We start from the raw sequence: 19,669 nt of genomic DNA on the forward strand, positions 1-19,669 counted from the left end.
TTTTTTGTCTAAAAATCGCAAAACAGCCTTTGATGGAATTTTTTAAGGCCGATTATGGGAGCTTGATGATTTTTTCAGAAAATTTTTTGTGCAATAAAAAACGCCGTGAGACTGGACTTTTCCCGGTGGAAAAAAATCTTGTCGTCCTGCTAATTTGCGAATCGCTGTTTTCTTTTGTCAGACATTTTTTTTAATTATACATTATTTATAGTTGATATTGAACAAACTGATTGTTTAATATAGCGCTATGACGCTTGAACAATTATTAAAACTCGTTGAGAAAAAACCGTTGGTTTGGCGGCCGCGCGTTTGCAGTGATTCACGCAACGTTCGGCAGGGCGATATCTTCGTTGCCGTAAAAGGCTCAAAGATGGATGGCTATAACTTTATAGGTCAGGCAGCCGTTTCCGGCGCACGCTACATCGTGACCCAACTGCCGGTACAGGTTGCCTCGGCTGAAGTTATTCAAACTGAAGATACGACAAGGGCGTTGGGACTGCTTTCGCAGGCGTACTATAATTATCCTAACAGTAAACTTGTGAATCTTGCGGTTACCGGAACAAACGGGAAAACGACTACAACTTATCTTGTTCGCTCAATAATCGCCGCCGCCGGCAAAAAATGCGGGCTGATTGGCACTGTGATGATAGATTACGGCAGCGGGCAGGACGATATCGAATCGAAAATGACTACGCCCGACGCTCTGGAGCTTGCATCGATAGCTGAAAAGATGGCTGCGTTTGGTTCGCAGTATATGATTATGGAGGCCAGCAGCCACGCAATCGAGCAGAACAGGCTTGTGGGCATAGATTTCGCCTCCGCTGCGTTTACTAACTTCACCGGCGACCATCTTGACTATCACAAGACGATGGAAGCGTACCTGGCGGCAAAGTTGAGACTGTTCGAGAACCTTTCGCCGGACGCGACGGCGGTAATTAACAGAGATGACCCTGTCTGCGAGCTGGTGGCAACGGCGACAAAGGCGAATAAAATATTCTATTCGATTTGCGGCAAAGGCGATTTGAATGCCAAACTGATTTCGATGGACATTAATGGTACAGTTTATGAACTGTCATATAAAAATGAAAAGGTAAAAGTAAAATCGCCTCTCATTGGCGAACACAACTTGAGCAATCATCTGGCTGCGGCTGGTTTGGCACTCGGCGCAGGTTTTGATTTAAAAACCATTGCTGCCGGCCTTTCAAAGTTGCAGGTTGTGCCGGGCAGACTCCACAAAGTGCCGTCGAAGCAGGATTTTACGGTGCTTGTCGATTATGCACATACTGACGATGCGCTCAAACACGTGCTTTCAACTCTTAAACCATTGTGCAAAGGCAAATTAATTACGGTTTTCGGTTGTGGCGGCGACAGGGACAAAACCAAACGACCGCGAATGGCGCAGGCAGTCAGTCAGTATGCCGAGCGTATTTTTGTTACCAGCGACAATCCGCGTTCAGAAAAACCGATGGCGATTGTCGAGGATATTCTTGCCGGTTTCGCAAATCCGCATTCGGAACATATTATCGTCGAGCCGGACAGAAGAAAAGCGATTGAAGAAGCAATCGCTGAAGCAAGGCCGGGTGATATTATTTTGATTGCCGGCAAAGGACACGAAAATTATCAGATTATCGGTTCCGAAAAACAGCATTTCAGCGATATTGAAACCGCGTCGGAATTTTTGCAGCATTCAGCGAGTTTAGTCTAAACGTGATAACATTAGACATTAAAAAACTTGCCGAGATATGTAGGGTGGACTTTGACCCACGCTGTAATTCTGAAATTTCCAGCGTTTGCATCGATTCACGCAAAGTAACCTCCGGCAGTGTGTTTTTTGCCATTAAAGGCGAAAATCACGACGGCCACGATTATTTAAAACAAGTCTTTGAAAGCGGGGCGGCCTGTGCGGTTATTTCTGACCGTTCAAAAAGCATCCCCGGCAAGCCGGTGATTTTTGTCGCCGATACGATAACGGCTCTTGGTCGATTGGCGAAGTATGTTCGGCAGAACTCTTCATACAAAGTTGTCGCCATTACCGGCTCGGCAGGCAAAACCTCCACAAAAAATATGGTTAGCCATGTTTTGAAGAGCAAATTCAAGTGCTATTCCTCGCCGAAAAGTTTTAATAACAATATCGGAGTTCCGCTTACGATTTTTGACGCGCCGAACGATACCGAAATTCTCGTTTCGGAACTTGGCAGTAATCATCCCGGCGAAATAGAATATTTGACGAAAATAATCGAGCCGGACATTGCGATTGTTACCTCTGTTTTGCCCGCGCATCTCGAAGGCTTCGGCAGTCTCGATGTTATCAAAGAAGAAAAGGTGTCCATTGCCAAAGGTTTAAAAACCGGCGGCAGATTTTTCGTTACGGACTCTCTTTTTGATTATTGCGCAGACGGAAAAATCAAATTCGAACCATTTTGCAAATCGCAGAAAATAAAACTTGGCGGTTACGAAAGCAGCTTTGAAATTGAAGGCGTAACAGTGAAACTTCCTTTGTCAGGCAGAGCGAATGTTGAAAACGCCTTGGCGGCCTGGACGGTATGCAAAAATCTCGGCATTTCAGCTTCACAATTTGCCGATGAGCTTGCGACAGTTAAGCCGGTCGATATGCGGATGGAATGTCTGAATATTGGCTCGGCAAAAATTCTCGCCGATTGCTATAACGCCAACCCCGGCTCGATGGCAAACGCGTTGGAAACATTATCTCTCATCGCGCAGCAGGAAAAGAAACGCGCTGTTTTTATCTTCGGACGGATGGGCGAACTCGGAAACCAGAGCGAATTCCTGCACACTCAACTCGGCAGAGATATTGTGAAATATAAGGTTCCCGTTGTGCTGACAATCAAGGGGGATTGCTCAAAAACCGCCCAAACGGCCCATAATACAGCCGATTATGACATCAGCGTTGAGGTTTTTGAAAATCTTTCGCAGCTCTGCGATAATATGTACAAATTTGTGAAACCTGACGATATAATACTGATTAAAGCTTCTCGCAGCGAACGTTACGAAACGGTTGTTGAAAAGCTAAAGGTATTATTTACAGGATAAACATAAGGATATGTTATATTATCTTTTTTCGCTCTTACAGGATTTTACAACCCATACACTCGGTTTTTATGCATGGCAGGAAGTTTTATTCCGCTGTATTTTAGCCGCACTGACAAGTCTTATGGTCGCCTGGTTCACAGGCCCGAAGATTATCCGTTGGCTGATGATGAAAAAAATCGGCGACCGTCCGGAATTTCACCACGAAAAACTAAACGCGCTCAACAAGGAAAAAGAGAACACGCCGACAATGGGCGGCCTGATTATTCTTACCGCTATGATGGCCGGTACTTTCCTTTGGGCAAAGCTCGACAATCCGTTTATTCAGAAAGCGATTATTTTAATGATTTGGTACGGCGGCATTGGCGCAGTCGATGACTGGCTCAAACTGACGAGCAAAATCCGACACCGCAGCAGAAATGGTTTAAAGCCGTGGGAAAAATTAGCGTTCCAATTAGGCGGGGCGGTACTAATCTCCGCGTTTTTATATTTCGATGTTCAGAAAATCCCGGATGCAACGCGCCTTTGGTTGCCGTTCTATAAATATGGTATTCATATCAGTGCCTGGCTGTTTATTCTGATTGCGATATTTTATATTGCCGCCACGAGCAACGCGGTTAATCTGACCGATGGCATGGACGGCCTTGCCGCCGGCTGCGTAGCGATTGCCAGTATGACGCTGGCGATTCTTTGTTATGTTGCGTCGGAATCAATGACGCGGACATCGACAATGACATGGGCAGGTTATCTGCTTCTGCCGCACATCCCGCAATCGGGCGAGCTTTGCATTTTCTATGCGTCGATACTTGGTGCAACGATGGGCTTTTTGTGGTTCAACTGCCATCCGGCTCAGACTTTTATGGGAGATACTGGTTCGCTGCCGTTAGGGGCGGCGATGGGTTATGGCGCTCTTGTTACGAGAAATGAAATCCTGCTTTTGATTATCGGCGGCGTCTTTGTTATGGAACTTATGAGCGTTGTGATTCAGGTAGGATATTTCAAATATTCAGGCGGGCAGAGAGTTTTCCGCTGTGCGCCGATTCACCATCATTTCCATCTTGGCGGCTGGTCTGAACCGCAGGTTGTCGTTCGCTTCTGGCTTCTGGCCGCTGCGTTCGCGGCTTTCGCACTTGCAACATTAAAGATTCGTTAATATATAACCCGACACAAGGTAAACAATGCCGATAGTAACATTTTATTTTCAATTACATCAGCCGTTCCGTTTGAATCCGGACAGAGATAAATTTCTTTGGGACAGTGTAAACGCCGAAGTTTTCGAAAAGGTTTCACAGAAATGTTATCTGCCTGCCGTAAGAATGTTTACGCAGTTGATTGAGGAATATCCTGAATTCAAGATTACATTGAGTATGTCAGGGACATTTCTCGAACAAGCTCTGAATTATAAACCGCAGGTTATAGAACATCTCAAAGAACTGCTCGAAGCCGGCAAGGCAAATAATCAGGTTGAATTTCTCGACGAAACGTATTACCACTCGCTGACAGGCCTGTTTGATGACCCGCACAGGCAGGAATTCCGCGGACAGGTACTGAATCACAGAGTGAGGATGAAAGAAATTTTCGCTGTTGCGCCTACATCCTTCAGAAATACCGAGCTTATGTTCAACAACGAGATTGCGTATGTTGTTGCCGATATGGGCTACAAAGCGATGTTGTGCGAGAAAAGGGATGATATGTTCGGCCGCAGGGACGGCAAACCTATCTCTCCCAACGCGGTATTCAGGGCAAAAGACAGCAATTTAATTGTTATTCCACGCAACAGGGAACTTAGCGACGATGTCGCGTTCAGATTTCCGCACACGCCGATATCCGCGGACAAATACGCATCGAGCATCGCCAAAGTTGACGGCGAGGCGGTTCTGCTCGGTTACGATTTCGAACACCTTGGCGAGCATATATGGAAAGATAAAGGCATTTTTGAATTCTGGAATGCGCTGCCGAAAATGCTGGCAAAGCACAACAGTATCAAAATGGCCAATCCGACCGAAGTCGCTGATTTATTTAAAGACGCCGATTGCCCTGTCGTGGATATTCACGGACTGTCAACGTCTTCATGGGCAGATGCGGCCAGAGATACGTTCGGCTGGCTTGGAAATAAAACGCAGCAGGAAATTTTTTCGAGAATACAGGGGCTTGAGAAAAAAGCAAAAGCATCCGGCGGAGAAATATTAACGCAGTGGCGGCATTTGACAACGTCCGACCATCTCTATTTTCTGCACGAAAGCGACGGCTCCGACCACGCTGTGCATTCGTATTTCAGCCCTTACGGCTCAATTGGCGAAACGGTGAGAACCGTAACCGACAAGATATGGACGCTTGAAAAAGAGGTTGAAAGATTTTATATCCTTAAAAAAACGAGCAGGATTCCTGTCATTATAATAAGTCCTGAAACGGACAGGCTGCCGACCAAAGGTATGGGCGATTTTGCGCAGTATGTCGCGGGCAAAAGCGGCGGAATGGGTGAAGTCGTTGCGGCGTTGTGCAGGGGATTGTCCAACAGAAATATTCTGACATATATTATAACTCTTAATCTCGAACGTGCTTTCCTCGAACGAGCGCAGCTTAGCAGAGAAGAATACATCAGGAAGCAATATCAGCTGCCGCGAGACAGGATAAAGACGGTTGATTCGTCATTGTTTGAAAATCATAAAAGCGCTTATGACGGCGACCCCCGCGCGACTGCGGCTGAATTCCAGCGGCAGATAAGACGTTTTCTGATTCGCGATATTATTTCCCGTCACGAAGGCAGGGGAATTATCCATACACACGACTGGATGGCCGGCGGCATTATATCCTCTTTTGCAAAGCTGATGAAGATACCATTGCTTCATACCGTTCACAACTCGCATACTGGTTATGTTCCGCTGGATATGTACGGCGGCGTGAATTTGAATGAACTCTGGAATAAATTGTATTTCGCGCACGATCACGGCGTTTTGTGCGTTGATTGTCAGGCGACCGCGATTAAAAACGCGACGCTTGTCAACTATGTCGGGCAAAGATTCCTCGACGAAACCACACAGGATTATTTCCTCGACAGACATTTCATTCCTAACAGTGTAAGACAGGAAACAAAAGCGAAGTATCGATATGGCACTGTACTTGCGATTCCGAACGGTATTTCACCTTCAGTTTATCCCGAAGAGCAGATTGAAAATCCGCAAGTCGATAAGCCAGGCCTTGCCCAAAAATACGGCGTTGACGATAATGTTATAGAGGCCAAAAAACTCAATTTGGTCAAGTTTCAGAAAAAGACCGGCCTGACAGTTGACCCGGAAGCGATATTGTTGTATTGGCCTTCAAGGCTCGATAGGACGCAAAAAGGAATTGAACTTCTTGAAGATATCGCTTTGAAGTTTGTTATCGAACATCCTGATGTTCAGATTGCCGTTATTGGTAATCCGGTTGGCGACAGTCGCGTCGATGCGGATATACTCGGCAGAATCGCCTGTGCTTCAAACGGGAAAATTATGTATCAGACTTATAATGATGACGTAAGCATGCTTGCTTATGCAGCGGCGAGCGACGTTTTCGGCGCTTCGCTGTATGAGCCTTTCGGGCAGATAGACATTGTTGGAAATCTCTACGGCGCGACGGCGACGAATCGCGATACCGGCGGTTTTCACGATAAGATTGTGCCGTTGAAACTTCAGAAACTTGGAGCCGCCCAGGACGTCGGCAACGGTATGCTTTTTATGGATTATAATTCTTCCGGCTTGTGGTATGGCCTGCACGAGATTGTCAAGATTCACAGGTTCTTCAGAAAAGACCAGCCCGAATGGGAAAAACAGGCAAAAAGAATTATGACAGAGGCCAGAGAAAACTGGGGACTGAAAAAAATGGTTTCCGGTTATATGTCGGCTTATGAACGAATACTGGGCTATTCATTGAAATAAAAAAAGCCCCGCTATTAAACGGGGCTTTTAATTTACATTGGCTTCAACTCGACATAATCAACGCCGAACATTGCGTCTCTGTATTTGGTCGGTTTTACCGGCGGGCCGAGCTTAATTATATCCACAGTCAGAATATGTTTGCCTGCCTTACGAAAACGACTTATCGTGGTGTGTTCTGGCAGCTGGTTTGCTGTGATGACTTTGTACGCCGCATCAGTCTCTCAAATCGTAAAAAATCATTTCGCGACGTAAAAATTTTTCATTGTTAAAATCTCTGTCTTGCCCTAAAATAACAGCCTTGGTATTTATAAACTTTTAATTTGTAGGGGTGGGCTTTCTTGTCCGTCGTAGCTTTAGCGAAGACGGAAGCCCACGCGGTTTTCTTTTATTGTTTAGGGAAAGATAGAAATGGAACACAAAAAAGCAAATTGTCCGGGCAAGGCAAAGTATCTTCAGGGCAAAAGGGTACTGCCGGAGCCTATTAGCAAGAATTCAAGCATTGTGTCTGTGATTGATAATCTCGACGCGTACAACGGCGGCAGACTCCGCGCTGCCTGCCATCTGCTCCGCGACAGATATTCGCAGGACGATGTTACAATCGGCGTCAGCTTGGCCGGCGCTCTTACTCCCGCGGGTCTGGGACCGTCAACGGTTATTCCGCTGATGAACCACGGCTTTGTCGATTGGCTCGTTGCGACTGGCGCGAATATGTATCACGACATTCACTATGCTTTCAATCTTCCGATGTTCAGAGGCACGCACACTGTCGATGACGTTGATTTGAAGGCGAAAGGCATTACGAGAATTTACGATATTCTGTTTGACTATGAAGACGTACTGATGGAAACAGACAGAAGACTCCGCGAAATTATGCTTAGGCCTGAATTCCAGAAAGAAATGGGCACACGTGAATTTTATCACCATCTCGGCAAAGTTTTAAGCGAGCTTGAAGAAAAATATAATCTCGGCCAGGTCAGCATTTTAGCAGCTGCGTACAGGAATGGCATTCCGGTATTTACATCGTCGCCGGGCGATTCGACGATTGGTATGAACATCGCAGGTCTGGAACTGCTGGCAGAGGCAAAGGGATTGACGAACAAATTCAAACTCAAGATTAATCCGAGTATTGATGTTAATGATACGACCGCGATTGTTTTGAACGCAAAGAAATATGAAAACGGCAAGACCGGCGTTATTCTCATCGGCGGCGGTTCTCCAAAGAATTTCACATTGCAGACCGAGCCGCAGATTCAGGAAGTTTTAATGATACCTGAAGCCGGTCAGGATTATGATATTAACGTAACGGATGCTCGTCCGGACACCGGCGGCCTTTCAGGCGCTCCGCCATCAGAAGCCGCAAGCTGGGGCAAGATTGACCCGACAAAACTGGATGAAGCGGTAACTGCGTATCTTGACGTTACGGTAGCGTTCCCAATGATGACCGCGTATGCGATTCAATCGACGAAACCGAAGAGATTGAAAAGATTATATGACCGCGGCGATGAACTGCACCAGAAATTGATTAAATCATATCTGGAAAATAATAAGGAAGTCGAAAAACTTCAGGATATGATGAAAAAACTTGGTATGTAAAGTTATGAAAGTAAGAAACGCCACAGTTAACGATGTTGATGCGATATATTCGCTGATAACTCGCTATGCGCAGTTGGATATGATGTTGTTCCGTTCAAAGGCGTATATTTTCGATAATTTGCAAATGTTCAATATCGCTGACGCTGACGGAAAAATTGTGGGCTGCTGTGCTTTGCAGGTGATTTGGTCAGACCTGGCGGAAATTAAATCTTTAGCGGTGGACGAGCAGTATCAAAATAAAGGCGTTGGACGCTTGCTTGTGGAAAAAGCCGCTGAACAGGCTCGTTATCTTGGCGTTAAAAAGGTATTTGCGCTTACGTTGGCACCTGATTTTTTCAAAAAACAGGCATTTGTCGTTGTAGATAAAAAAACGCTTCCAATGAAGGTTTGGAGTGATTGTTCCAAATGTACCAAGCAGGAAAACTGTGACGAAATCGCAGTTGAAATGATTCTGTAAAACTGCGGATTTCAACAAAACTATCACATAAATCCCGTATTTCCCAGTCTGGAATGCGGGATTTTTTTATATGTTTTAAGATTATTTTGTGTGTGTAAATTGCCTAACGTTTTGCGTATAAAGGGATTATAAGACGAAAAAAATATATTTTCTAAAAAACAGGCTTGCTTGCTTTGCCGATATACCGTATGATACGCATTAGCGATTGGAAAGATGCGGACTTGTGTAAGTTTGCAGGCGGATAATCGCAAAAAGGGTTGGGCGGTTAATGCCCATATTGAAAAGTTAAGTTACAAAAGCACTGTGAGCCGGCTTTAATCGGCGATAGAGGTTTATAGTAATCTCAAGTCGAATTTAGCGAGGCAAAATCGGTGAAATAAGAGAAATGAAATTCCTATTTTAAAAATGTTTCAAAAGAACGTAAAAATTAGTCTTGTTAAATTGTTTGAGAAACGAAGAATTCCTTTAAGGGTTCGTAAAAAAACCATTTAGGGATGTTCTGTTATCACATTTTGAAAAGGATTTCGCTCTTATAATCATATCTTGTAGCTTTTACGCTGCCCTGACTGCGTTGTCTGCCGGTTCTATCCAACTTGATAAATAAATTGATAACGTGGAAAGGTACAAAAAAATGTTTACATTAGCACAGGCATCAGGTCTCACATCTGTTATTATAGCGGTCGCAGGCGTGCTCTGCGGCGGAATCCTCGCAGTTGTCGCAGGCAAGATCATTGGTTCAATCAAGCAAAGCACTCTTAACAAAAGACTTGCTCTCCAGACCGAACAGGCTAAAAGAGACGCTGGAGAAATTATCAAGGCCGCGAAAATCGAAGCAACGGCTGAAGCATTAAAGAAAAAAGAGGAATTTACCTCCGAAATTAATCAGGCAAAAGCTGAATTACGGGATGCCGAACGGCGACTAACCAAGCACGAAGACGCAATCGAAAGACAAAATGATATTCTTAGCCAGCGGGAAAAAGGTCTGACACAGACAGAAAATAATCTGAAAAACCGGTCGAATCAGCTCGACGAACGGGAAAAAGAAATCAACGGTATTATTACACAACAGAAAAATCAGCTTTTGAAAATCTCCGCAATGAGCGCAGAAGACGCCAAACAAATGCTGCTCCAGAAACTTGAAGATGAATGCGAACACGAAATGAACGGCATTATCCAGAGAAAAATGGAGGAGATGAATGAGATAGCAGAGGACAAAGGCAGAGAAATTATCAGCTCGGCCATTCAGCGGTTCGCCGCAGATCAGACCTGCGAAGTAACGGTATCTACAATCGACATTCCCAGCGACGATATGAAAGGCAGAATCATCGGCAGGGAAGGCAGGAATATTCGCGCATTTGAAAAAGCGACCGGCGTTGATGTTATCGTCGATGACACGCCTGGCGTTATTGTTATCAGCGGCTTTAATCCGATAAGACGCGAAGTTGCCCGCCAGTCGATGGAAAAACTCATTCAGGACGGCAGAATTCACCCGAGCAGAATCGAAGAACTCGTCGCTCAAACAAAGAAAGATGTTATTAACAAAGTAATGCAGGTCGGCAAAGAAGCGTCTGTCGAAGTTGACGTTCGCGGATTGAACAATAAAATCCTTATGGAAATCGGAACGCTGAATTACAGAACAAGCTACGGCCAAAACGTTCTGCGGCACAGCGTTGAAGTCGCATTCCTCGCACAGGTAATGGCTGATGAACTCGGACTCGACGGTTCAATCGCACGACGCGCGGGCTTCCTGCACGATATCGGCAAAGCGATGGACCACGAAATCGAAGGCGGCCATCCGGAAATTGGCGCAAACTTCCTCAAGAGGTTCAGTGAGTCTTCGATAGTGCTCAATGCTGTCGCGGCACATCACGGCGATATTCCTGCGGACAATCCATATACTCCGCTTGTTGCCGCCGCCGACGCAATCAGCGCATCGCGTCCGGGCGCAAGACGCGAAACACTTGAACGATATATCAAACGACTTGAAAAGCTCGAAGAAATCGCCAAACAGTTCCCGGGCGTTGAAAACTGCTATGCAATTCAGGCGGGCAGGGAAATACGCGTTATCGTTGACGCAAATAATGTAAACGATGAAAGCGCAGCTAAGACAGCTCGTGATATCGCCAAGAAAGTTGAAGATGAATTGACTTATCCGGGCGAAATTAAAGTAACGCTGCTGCGTGAAGTTCGCTGCGTTGAATACGCGAGATAGTTTATAGCCATTAGGGCACCAAGACACGAAGATATATGAAATTAAATGTATTATGTATAGGTGATATTGTCGGCAGGCCGGGTAAACGTGTGCTTGCCGATAATCTTGCGGCGATTATAAAACAATGTGAAATTGACTGCGTCATCGCAAATGCGGAGAATGCTGCCGGCGGTTCAGGTCTTACATTCCAGATATATGACAAACTTTTAAAATATGGCGTTAATATTATCACGCTTGGCGACCATACATTTAAAAAGAAAGAAATTATTCCCGTTCTCGAAAAAAATGACAACATCACACGCCCTGCGAATTTTTCAAAATACGCTGCGGGAAAAGATTTCGCTTTGTACAAAACCGCAAAAGGGCCGGTCATTGCGGTAGTGCCTCTTATTGGCAGAGTTTTTATGAAACCAGCCGACAGTCCTTATGACGCGGTCGATTCCATTTTGCCGAAACTCGAAAGCAAGGCGGATATTGTAATTGTGGAAATGCACGCCGAGGCGACAAGTGAAAAAGTTTCGATGGGATATTATCTTGACGGCAGGGTGAGCTGCGTATTTGGTACGCACACGCACGTCGCGACAGCAGATGAAAAAATTCTGCCGAAGGGCACCGCGTATATCACAGACATTGGAATGACAGGTTCGCATTATTCAGTACTCGGCAGAAAAATAGAATCTGTGCTGAAAAATTTCAGGACGCTTATGCCTTGTCCATTTGAAGTGGCAACCGACGATTTAAGAATCAACGGCATAGTTGTTACAATAGACAGCTCAACAAAAAAAGCTGAAAAAATTCAACGCCTCGAATTCAAAGACGCAGAATCAGACTCCGTCGGCTATGACGCTGACGACGGTAAACCGGATTTTAGCAACGACTTCTAATAGAAAAACCAGGCTAACTACTTAGCAGTCAAGGTTTTACAGCATTCGTTAATTTGTGAAAAATATAGGCATTTCTGTTGACTTTCTTAATATAAGCGATAAACTTACATAATGCTCTTTGCTTTTCAGCAATGGTGAGTAGAAGGATTTTGATAGGGAAGTTGAGATGGGAAACGGAAGAACAGTTTTGGTCATTGAGGAATATTCAGTTAATCACGCAGAGTTTATCTACTTTTAATCCTGGTTCACAATCTCATATCGCATCGATTTTTTGCACTTTGTAATTTTTGTCAACAGCTGTCTGGCATGGCGGACAGTTGAAAATATATATTGTGTATAAAATTATTCGGTGTTGTATTTTTGGGAGAACTAAAATGAGAGCAGGAAAGATTGTATTTGTTATTGTTACAACGCTGTGCCTGACATCTATGGTATGTGGAGACTGGAACGTGGGCGATCCGTACAAGATGCATTATCCGCAACTGCCGAAATCAGGTGGATGGGATGTCGAATTTGGTGCATCAATGCTCGGAGACGACTGGAAATGCTCGGAAACCGGTGCGGTAAGCGATGTTCACTTATGGGTTTCCTGGATGCAGAACCTTGTTCAGCCAATCGGGATGATGACAGTAAGTATCTACTCCGATGTGCCGGCTGTTCCGGGCACAAACGACTATTTTAGTCATCCGGGTCAACTGTTATGGATGCGGGACTTTTCATCCAGCCAGATTATTGTCCGCGATATGAATCCGGATTTGCAGGGCTGGTACGACCCATCGACAGGAGAATATGGTCGCAATGACCACATAATGTGGCAGCAAATTAACATCACAAACATTGATAAACCATTTTATCAGCGGGAAGGAACGATTTATTGGCTCGTCGTTGATTTCGGGCTACTGCCGTATGTTGGCTGGAAAGAGTCAGCCGATCATTTTAATGATGACGCAGTCCGTATGTCGCCGACGGGTGCATGGCAGGAATTGATTGACCCTGCGACAGGTACATCCATTGATTTGTCATTTGTTATTACGCCCGAACCTGCAACAATTGCTATCTTAGCGATAGGAGGACTTTTAATCAGACGCAGGACGATGTAATTTTAAGGTCGTCGGTATTTAAAAAGGCCGGCGACCATTTTTTTTGTTTTAAGGAGAATGAAAATGGAGATGAAAATGAAAAAAAATATTTGTTTAATTTTGATTTTGTGTCTGTCCTCGCTGGTTTACGCGGACTGGAACCAAGGCGACACTTACAAAATGCACTTTCCGCAGTATCCGCAAATTGATAATGGATGGGATGTTTGTCTGTGCTGTCAGTCTTTGGCTGACGATTTTCTATGTACGGAAACTGGGACTATCGATGATATTCACATCTGGGTTTCGTTCCAAGGAGATATTCCGGTTGATTTGGGCGACCCGTCTATTTGGGACATTACAATCCGCGCGTATGATTTAGTTTCGCCGGGGAATATTGGCCCTATACTGTGGAGCTACACCGGCGGAAGCATTGCAATCCGACAGTGGAGTTCAGGAATACAAGGCTGGTATTGTCCGAGTCCGCCTTCGCTGCAAATTCCAAATGACCATCAAGGTGTTTGGCAGATTAATTTTACAAATCTCTACGAGCCGATGGTGCAGACCCAGGGACAGATGTATTGGCTTGTGATAAAAGTAAATCTGCCGTTTCAGCCGCCGCCTGCGGTAGGGTGGAAAACCGCGAACCTGATGACTTATCCGCCGCCATACACCGGTCTTATCTACGGCGCAAATGCACGTTGGCAAATGCCTGGCGCATCCGCATGGAATCCAATTATTCCACTGCAAACAACAACACGTGATTTGGCGTTTGTTATTACGGGCAATCACATCGAGGACATAATAGATTATGGCGATGCGCCCGATGGGCCTTATCCAACGCTTTTGGCAAATAACGGAGCAAGGCACGTTATGAATTCGGGAATGTTTCTGGGCTTGTGTGTCGATAGCGAGCCGGACGGCCAACCAACAATTCCTGCCGATGGCGACGATATTAATCCGCTCATGGGGCCGGACGATGAAGATGGCGTTGTGTTCTCGCCGTTTTTCATTGGCCAGTCTGCTACAGTAAATGTTACCGCGTCTGCGCCGGGATTTTTGGATGCCTGGATAGATTTCAATGGCGACGGGATGTGGACGATGGGCTTGCCTGAACAAATCGCAATTTCAACGCCGCTTGTCGTGGGTAACAATGCAATTACATTTAACGTTCCTGCAACAGCATTGCTCGGACAGACTTACGCGAGGTTTAGATTCAGCGGTGTTGGCGGACTTATGCCGACCGGACTTGCACCGAATGGCGAAGTGGAAGATTACGCCGTTATGATTGAAGAGGAAATAAATCCCGACCCAAACACAAAATATGTTCAGTGGCCTGACACTACGCCCACTGGAATCGATATTCGTGTTGACGACGGCGATGGCGTTACAAGGCATATCGCTGACGATTTCCCGTGCAAAAAGGCCGGGCCAATCACTGATATTCATTTCTGGGGTTCGTGGAAAAACGATGAAAAGAGTCGAATCAACGGCTTTACAATTTCTTTCTACAGCGATGACCCTGTCGGTCTCGGTGGAAGCGACCCGGAAAATATTTACTCGAAACCAGACCAGCCGCTCTGGAAGAGAACATTTTTACCGGGCGAATTTGACGAATCGCTGTATTACACGTTGCCGAGAGGTTTGTATGAATGGTGGTGGGACCCGTATTTCGGAGCGATTTTGTCAAACGGCGACCAGAATATCTGGCAGTATGATATTTATATAGACCCTGCCGATGCGTTTGTGCAGGAAGGTACGCCGGAAAATCCGATGGTGTATTGGCTGGAGATTGAAGCGTGGACGCCATATCAAACCATTGGCAACGAATTCGGCTGGAAGACTTCCGATACTCACTGGAATGATGATGCGGTCTTTGCAACTGGTTCGCTTTATCCGTATGTCAGCGACTGGAGTGAATTGCGTTATCCGGAAGGGCATCCATATTATCCGGAGTCGCTGGATATGGCGTTTAAACTGACGACTGGCGAGCATAAACAATATAAATGGCTGCAAAAGCCCGATTTGAGCGAAACTGGTATTGACGTTGATGCGACAGAGCCGTTTATACTTGCCGATGATTTCCAATGTAATAAACCAAATCTGATAACAAAAATTGTTGTGTGGGGAAGCTGGCTCAACGACATATTGCCCGCTGAAGGTGCTGGTAATGTTACTTTTACATTGAGCATTCACGAAGATATTCCAGACCCCAACCTCGAAAACCCGCTTGATTACAGTATGCCCGCCGAGCCGGTGTGGCTGCGTAATTTCCTGCCGGGACAATTTGAGGTGGAAGTTGAAAAGTATGAAATTAACGAAGGCTGGTGGTCTCCTGACAATCCGCAGGGATATATTTTCCCCGGCGATCACGTCTGCTGGAAATACACATTCCATATTCCTGCTGATGAAGCTTTCTATCAGAAGGGCACACCGGCCAATCCGAAAGTTTACTGGCTCGATGTGCAGGCGCATCCGTTTGAGATGACAGCCGCAAGATTCGGCTGGAAGACATCGCTAAAACATTGGAATGATGATGCTGTTTGGGGAATGGGAATTGAACCTTATATGGGGCCGTGGCATGAATTGATATATCCGCCGCAGCACCAGTATTATCCGGAATCAATAGACCTTGCGTTTGCAATCGACAGCAACAACGCAGGACCGAAAGCAGACCTCGGCGATGCTCCTGATAGTACAAATAACAGCGGAGTGATTATGACAACATATCCGAGCGGCGTTACGGCGAATTTTCCGACGGTTTATATGGATGCAACTGTCGCACCGCCTTTTGGCCCGCTGCATCAGGATACCCAATCGGCGTTTTATCTTGGTACGACTGTGTCGTTTGAGAAAGAGGCCGATATGGGGCCGGATATGGACGCTACGAATAATATTATTCCCGCGACAAACAGCAAAAATCTTGACGGCGGTGATGATGGTGTTGCGGTACCGTTGAGTATGCCGCGATGCAGACTGATGAATTTTAATTATACCGTTACAGTAATTGATATAACGCAGCCGATTTTCGCCAACGTATGGTTTGACTTCAACAGAGATGGCGACTGGGACGATGTGAATATGTGCGGAACTGATTCGGCTCCTGAATGGGCTGTTGTTGACCAATTCCTCACATTCTCTGCTCCCGGTACATACACCGTTTCGACGCCTGCGTTCAGGACGTGGCATCCGTTGGCTGATGATTCGCCGATATGGATGAGAATTACTCTTTCTGAAACACCGTCAATGCCGAGCGGTGCCGGCGGGTCAGGGCCTTTGGGTGGTTATCAATATGGTGAGACAGAGGACTATCATTTCTGGGCAGATCAAAGCTGTTCAAACTGCGCAGATTATGACCTTTCAGGATTGGTCAACTATCTCGATTTAAGAGAATTTGTCGCGGATTGGCTCTGGACTGGCTTGGCAGGCGGATACGCCGAAGGCGACCTGGATTGTGATGGTGATGTGGAATTTACTGATTTTGCCATTTTTGCTGAACAGTGGTATTTAAGCTGTCCATAAGTGTTGATTTGTATAAAGTTTATAGCTGTCGGGGGAAATCTCCGGCAGCTTTTTTTTTGTATGATGTTGTTGAAACACAGAGCGGAAGTGCCGTTGCGGGTGTTTTTGACGCTGTAAAAACGGACAGGCGGCTCCGGAAGGTACAAATATTGTTTTACAAGCGGCTGATGGAAGTTATAATTATAAACTGACTTATGCAGGCGGTAATGGAAATGATATTATGCTGAAATATGTCAAGTGTGAGCCTAAAGCCGTGAAGTAAAATTTAATTTTGTTAAGGAGAACGTAATGAGAAAAATATTTGCACTGGTTGTCATTTTTTCTGTCGCTGCCGCAGTTGTAGCTGTTGAGAAAACAAAAGAAGTTTCAAAGGCGACAATTCAGCAGAAAGAAGCCGTCAAAAAAGCCGATCTGCCTCTTGAAAAGAAAATTGATATCAGCAGCGAAGTAAATATGGTTGTGGTATTCATACCGGCAGGCGAATTCGAGATGGGCTCGCCGATGGATGAACTCAAACGCGACAACGACGAAGGTCAGCATCATATCAAACTGACTAAACCTTTTTATATGGGCAAGTTCGAGGTTACGCAGCTTCAGTACCGTGAGGTTATGGGCGAAAATCCGAGCAAATTCGGTGGTGATAATCTGCCGGTCGAAAACGTCAACTGGTATGAAGCGGCGAGATTCCTCAAGAAACTGTCCGACAAGACCGGTTTGAAATTCAGATTTCCAACCGAAGCGGAATGGGAATATGCGTGCAGGGCAGGGACAACAACAGCGTTTAATACCGGCACAACTATCGATTCGGATTTCGCCAACTACGAAGCTACTACTCCTTATGCTGACGGAATTATAGGTAAGGATTTGGAACGTACAAATAAAGTCGGCTCGTATCCGCCAAACGCATTCGGATTGTGTGATATGCACGGCAATGCCTGGGAATGGTGCAATGATTTCTATGATAACGAATATTATAAAGTAACGCCTACAGTTGACCCGCAGGGGCCAAAGGTAAACGATGGCGATAAAGTTTTAAGAGGCGGCGCGTGGAACGAAAGGCCGAATAAATGCCGTTCTGCGGATAGGAACAACCGTAGTCCAAAAACCAATCAGCCGATTATCGGTTTCAGGGTTGTGATGGATATTGAATAAATTGGATATTGGCTGTTGAAATTCGTTAGCCCCCGGCTTTATGCCGGGGGTTAGTTTACGGAATTTTGCCGTATTGACACAGCCGATTTATAACTTATAATAAGTCCTATGCTTATGTTTTTATTATTACCGGTTGCTTTGCTGACGCTGCTTTTTGTTGCAGTGTTCGCTCGGATTGCGTTTTTGGTTTTAAAGGCGTTTTGCCTGCTTTTGGCATCGGTTTTTATGCTGCCTGTTATATTTGCGCTTGCCGTCGCGGCGATGGCGATGTTTATCGCTGGCATGGCGGTATTGCCGATAGTGCTGCCGATTATGGTAGTGTTTTTTGTTGTTATTATTCTGCCTTTGCTGCTGATTAAATGTCTGATTTTCTAAACCATTTTTTGAAGCAAGTCATCTGTTATCACAAAACATCAAACACAATGAATGTCATATTGCATAAACTTTAAGGAGTTTAATTGGAAAAAATGCGAGATAATATAGCGGTCAGACGGGAGCGAGCGGTTCTTGTCGGCGCTATTTTAAAAGGTGAATTACATAATGATGACGAATTAGCTGAATTGTCGGCGCTGGTCGAAAGTGCCGGTGCGGTGATTGTTGACAGAGTCCAGCAGAGAGTTTTAGACATTAATCCCGCGACATACATCGGCAAAGGCAAAGCCGAAATGGTCAAGCAGCGTGTGAAGAAAAATGAGGCCGACGTTGTGATTTTCGACAACGATTTGTCGCCCGGCCAAATCAGGGAACTTGAATCGATTATTGGAACAAAAATTCTCGACCGCAGCGAATTGATTCTCGATATTTTCGCAAGCAGGGCACAGACAAAACAGGCCAAACTTCAGGTCGAGCTTGCGCAGCTCGAATATACATATCCAAGACTTACTCGAATGTGGTCGCACCTTGATACCGTAACCGGCGCGGCAGGCAGTCCCGGTGCTGGCGCAGTCGGCGCTATCGGCACAAGAGGCCCCGGCGAAAAGCAGCTCGAAATCGACCGAAGACTTGTCAATAAAAGAATTACAGAACTCAAACGTGAGCTCAAGGAAATTGATAAACGAATTATCAGGGAAATAGATCAGCGAAGGGGGCAGTTTAAAATTTGTCTGGTTGGCTATACAAACGCGGGCAAAAGCACGCTTATGAACGCACTGACAGACGCCGGCGTTTATGTTGAGGATAGACTCTTTGCGACGCTTGATACAAGGACGCGACAGTGGACGCTCGACGGTGGGAAAAAGGTGCTTATCAGCGATACGGTCGGCTTTGTTAAAAATTTGCCGCATCAGCTTGTCGCGTCTTTCAAGGCGACACTTGAAGAGGCGATTAACGCCGATTTGCTTTTGCATGTGTTTGATGTCTCGAATGAAGACGTCGAACAACAGGCTCTTAACGCCAAAAAAGTGCTCGAAGAAATCGGCTGTGCTGATAAGCAAACGATTATTCTTCTCAACAAGGCCGATGTTGTTCGCAGTCAGGCGCATTTTGAATTTATGCAGACGGTTTATCCGGAGGCGATTTGCATTTCCGCAAAGTCAGGCCTGAATCTCGATTTGCTCAAGCAGAAGGTGATTGAAATTTACGATGGCGGAATATTATCTTTGCGTATAACCGCAAGCGCCGGCGACGGCAAAATCCAGAGTTTCCTGAAATCGCACGCGATTATTATCAATCAGGAATATTTCGACAGCACCGTAGTTATGGATGTGAAAGTCGGCAAAAATCTTATGCCGAACATTAAGCAAATGAAGCCGATTCAAATAGAAGAATTGAAATAAATTAATCGTTGAAAAAAAATCTGTTTCTGATTAAAT

Annotated in this window: 13 protein-coding genes; all 13 read left to right on the top strand. The window is 45.5% G+C overall.

The annotated features are described in order from the left end of the window. The first annotated feature begins 247 nt into the window (after nt 1-247). Nucleotides 248-1,705, top strand: a complete 1,458-nt coding sequence (locus tag LLF92_10485) for a UDP-N-acetylmuramoyl-L-alanyl-D-glutamate--2,6-diaminopimelate ligase (protein MCE5341531.1) — start codon at nt 248-250, stop codon at nt 1,703-1,705. A gap of 2 nt (nt 1,706-1,707) precedes the next feature. Then, nucleotides 1,708-3,051 carry a UDP-N-acetylmuramoyl-tripeptide--D-alanyl-D-alanine ligase gene (murF, locus tag LLF92_10490; protein ID MCE5341532.1) on the top strand — a complete coding sequence of 448 codons (1,344 nt, stop codon included), beginning with the start codon at nt 1,708-1,710 and terminating at the stop codon, nt 3,049-3,051. A 10-nt stretch (nt 3,052-3,061) separates the two neighbouring features. Next, on the top strand, nt 3,062-4,201 hold the full coding sequence (mraY, locus tag LLF92_10495) for a phospho-N-acetylmuramoyl-pentapeptide-transferase (GenBank protein MCE5341533.1): 1,140 nt from the start codon (nt 3,062-3,064) through the stop codon (nt 4,199-4,201). Between the two features lie 25 nt (nt 4,202-4,226). Beyond that, nucleotides 4,227-6,962, top strand: a complete 2,736-nt coding sequence (locus LLF92_10500; protein ID MCE5341534.1) for a glycogen/starch synthase — start codon at nt 4,227-4,229, stop codon at nt 6,960-6,962. Between the two features lie 408 nt (nt 6,963-7,370). Then, complete coding sequence (gene speY / locus LLF92_10505) at nt 7,371-8,555, top strand: deoxyhypusine synthase (protein MCE5341535.1); 1,185 nt, start codon at nt 7,371-7,373, stop codon at nt 8,553-8,555. Between the two features lie 4 nt (nt 8,556-8,559). Beyond that, on the top strand, nt 8,560-9,012 hold the full coding sequence (locus LLF92_10510; protein ID MCE5341536.1) for an N-acetyltransferase: 453 nt from the start codon (nt 8,560-8,562) through the stop codon (nt 9,010-9,012). Nucleotides 9,013-9,643: 631 nt separating this feature from the next. Beyond that, a complete protein-coding gene (gene rny / locus LLF92_10515) occupies nt 9,644-11,224 on the top strand; it encodes a ribonuclease Y (protein ID MCE5341537.1) in 1,581 nt (526 codons plus the stop codon). Nucleotides 11,225-11,259: 35 nt separating this feature from the next. Beyond that, nucleotides 11,260-12,108, top strand: coding sequence for a TIGR00282 family metallophosphoesterase (locus tag LLF92_10520; protein ID MCE5341538.1), 849 nt, complete (start codon nt 11,260-11,262; stop codon nt 12,106-12,108). Nucleotides 12,109-12,482: 374 nt separating this feature from the next. Next, nucleotides 12,483-13,208 carry a PEP-CTERM sorting domain-containing protein gene (locus LLF92_10525; GenBank protein ID MCE5341539.1) on the top strand — a complete coding sequence of 242 codons (726 nt, stop codon included), beginning with the start codon at nt 12,483-12,485 and terminating at the stop codon, nt 13,206-13,208. A 75-nt stretch (nt 13,209-13,283) separates the two neighbouring features. Further along, nucleotides 13,284-16,706 carry a GEVED domain-containing protein gene (locus LLF92_10530; GenBank protein ID MCE5341540.1) on the top strand — a complete coding sequence of 1,141 codons (3,423 nt, stop codon included), beginning with the start codon at nt 13,284-13,286 and terminating at the stop codon, nt 16,704-16,706. Nucleotides 16,707-16,994: 288 nt separating this feature from the next. Continuing rightward, nucleotides 16,995-17,858 carry a formylglycine-generating enzyme family protein gene (locus tag LLF92_10535; GenBank protein ID MCE5341541.1) on the top strand — a complete coding sequence of 288 codons (864 nt, stop codon included), beginning with the start codon at nt 16,995-16,997 and terminating at the stop codon, nt 17,856-17,858. 114 nt (nt 17,859-17,972) lie between these two features. Then, entirely contained in the window at nt 17,973-18,233 is a 261-nt protein-coding gene (locus LLF92_10540; GenBank protein MCE5341542.1) for a hypothetical protein, read from the top strand. 92 nt (nt 18,234-18,325) lie between these two features. After that, on the top strand, nt 18,326-19,633 hold the full coding sequence (gene hflX, locus LLF92_10545) for a GTPase HflX (protein MCE5341543.1): 1,308 nt from the start codon (nt 18,326-18,328) through the stop codon (nt 19,631-19,633). Nucleotides 19,634-19,669 lie beyond the last annotated feature (36 nt).

It is taken from the genome of Planctomycetaceae bacterium, assembly GCA_021371795.1.
In the GTDB taxonomy this organism is placed as follows: domain Bacteria; phylum Planctomycetota; class Phycisphaerae; order Sedimentisphaerales; family UBA12454; genus UBA12454.

Coding starts and splice junctions, on each gene's coding strand:
- LLF92_10485 (MCE5341531.1), top strand. CDS start 248: ATGACGCTTGAACAATTATTAAAACTCGTTGAGAAAAAACCGTTGGTT.
- mraY (MCE5341533.1), top strand. CDS start 3,062: ATGTTATATTATCTTTTTTCGCTCTTACAGGATTTTACAACCCATACA.
- LLF92_10500 (MCE5341534.1), top strand. CDS start 4,227: ATGCCGATAGTAACATTTTATTTTCAATTACATCAGCCGTTCCGTTTG.
- speY (MCE5341535.1), top strand. CDS start 7,371: ATGGAACACAAAAAAGCAAATTGTCCGGGCAAGGCAAAGTATCTTCAG.
- LLF92_10510 (MCE5341536.1), top strand. CDS start 8,560: ATGAAAGTAAGAAACGCCACAGTTAACGATGTTGATGCGATATATTCG.
- rny (MCE5341537.1), top strand. CDS start 9,644: ATGTTTACATTAGCACAGGCATCAGGTCTCACATCTGTTATTATAGCG.
- LLF92_10520 (MCE5341538.1), top strand. CDS start 11,260: ATGAAATTAAATGTATTATGTATAGGTGATATTGTCGGCAGGCCGGGT.
- LLF92_10525 (MCE5341539.1), top strand. CDS start 12,483: ATGAGAGCAGGAAAGATTGTATTTGTTATTGTTACAACGCTGTGCCTG.
- LLF92_10530 (MCE5341540.1), top strand. CDS start 13,284: ATGAAAAAAAATATTTGTTTAATTTTGATTTTGTGTCTGTCCTCGCTG.
- LLF92_10535 (MCE5341541.1), top strand. CDS start 16,995: ATGAGAAAAATATTTGCACTGGTTGTCATTTTTTCTGTCGCTGCCGCA.
- LLF92_10540 (MCE5341542.1), top strand. CDS start 17,973: ATGTTTTTATTATTACCGGTTGCTTTGCTGACGCTGCTTTTTGTTGCA.
- hflX (MCE5341543.1), top strand. CDS start 18,326: ATGCGAGATAATATAGCGGTCAGACGGGAGCGAGCGGTTCTTGTCGGC.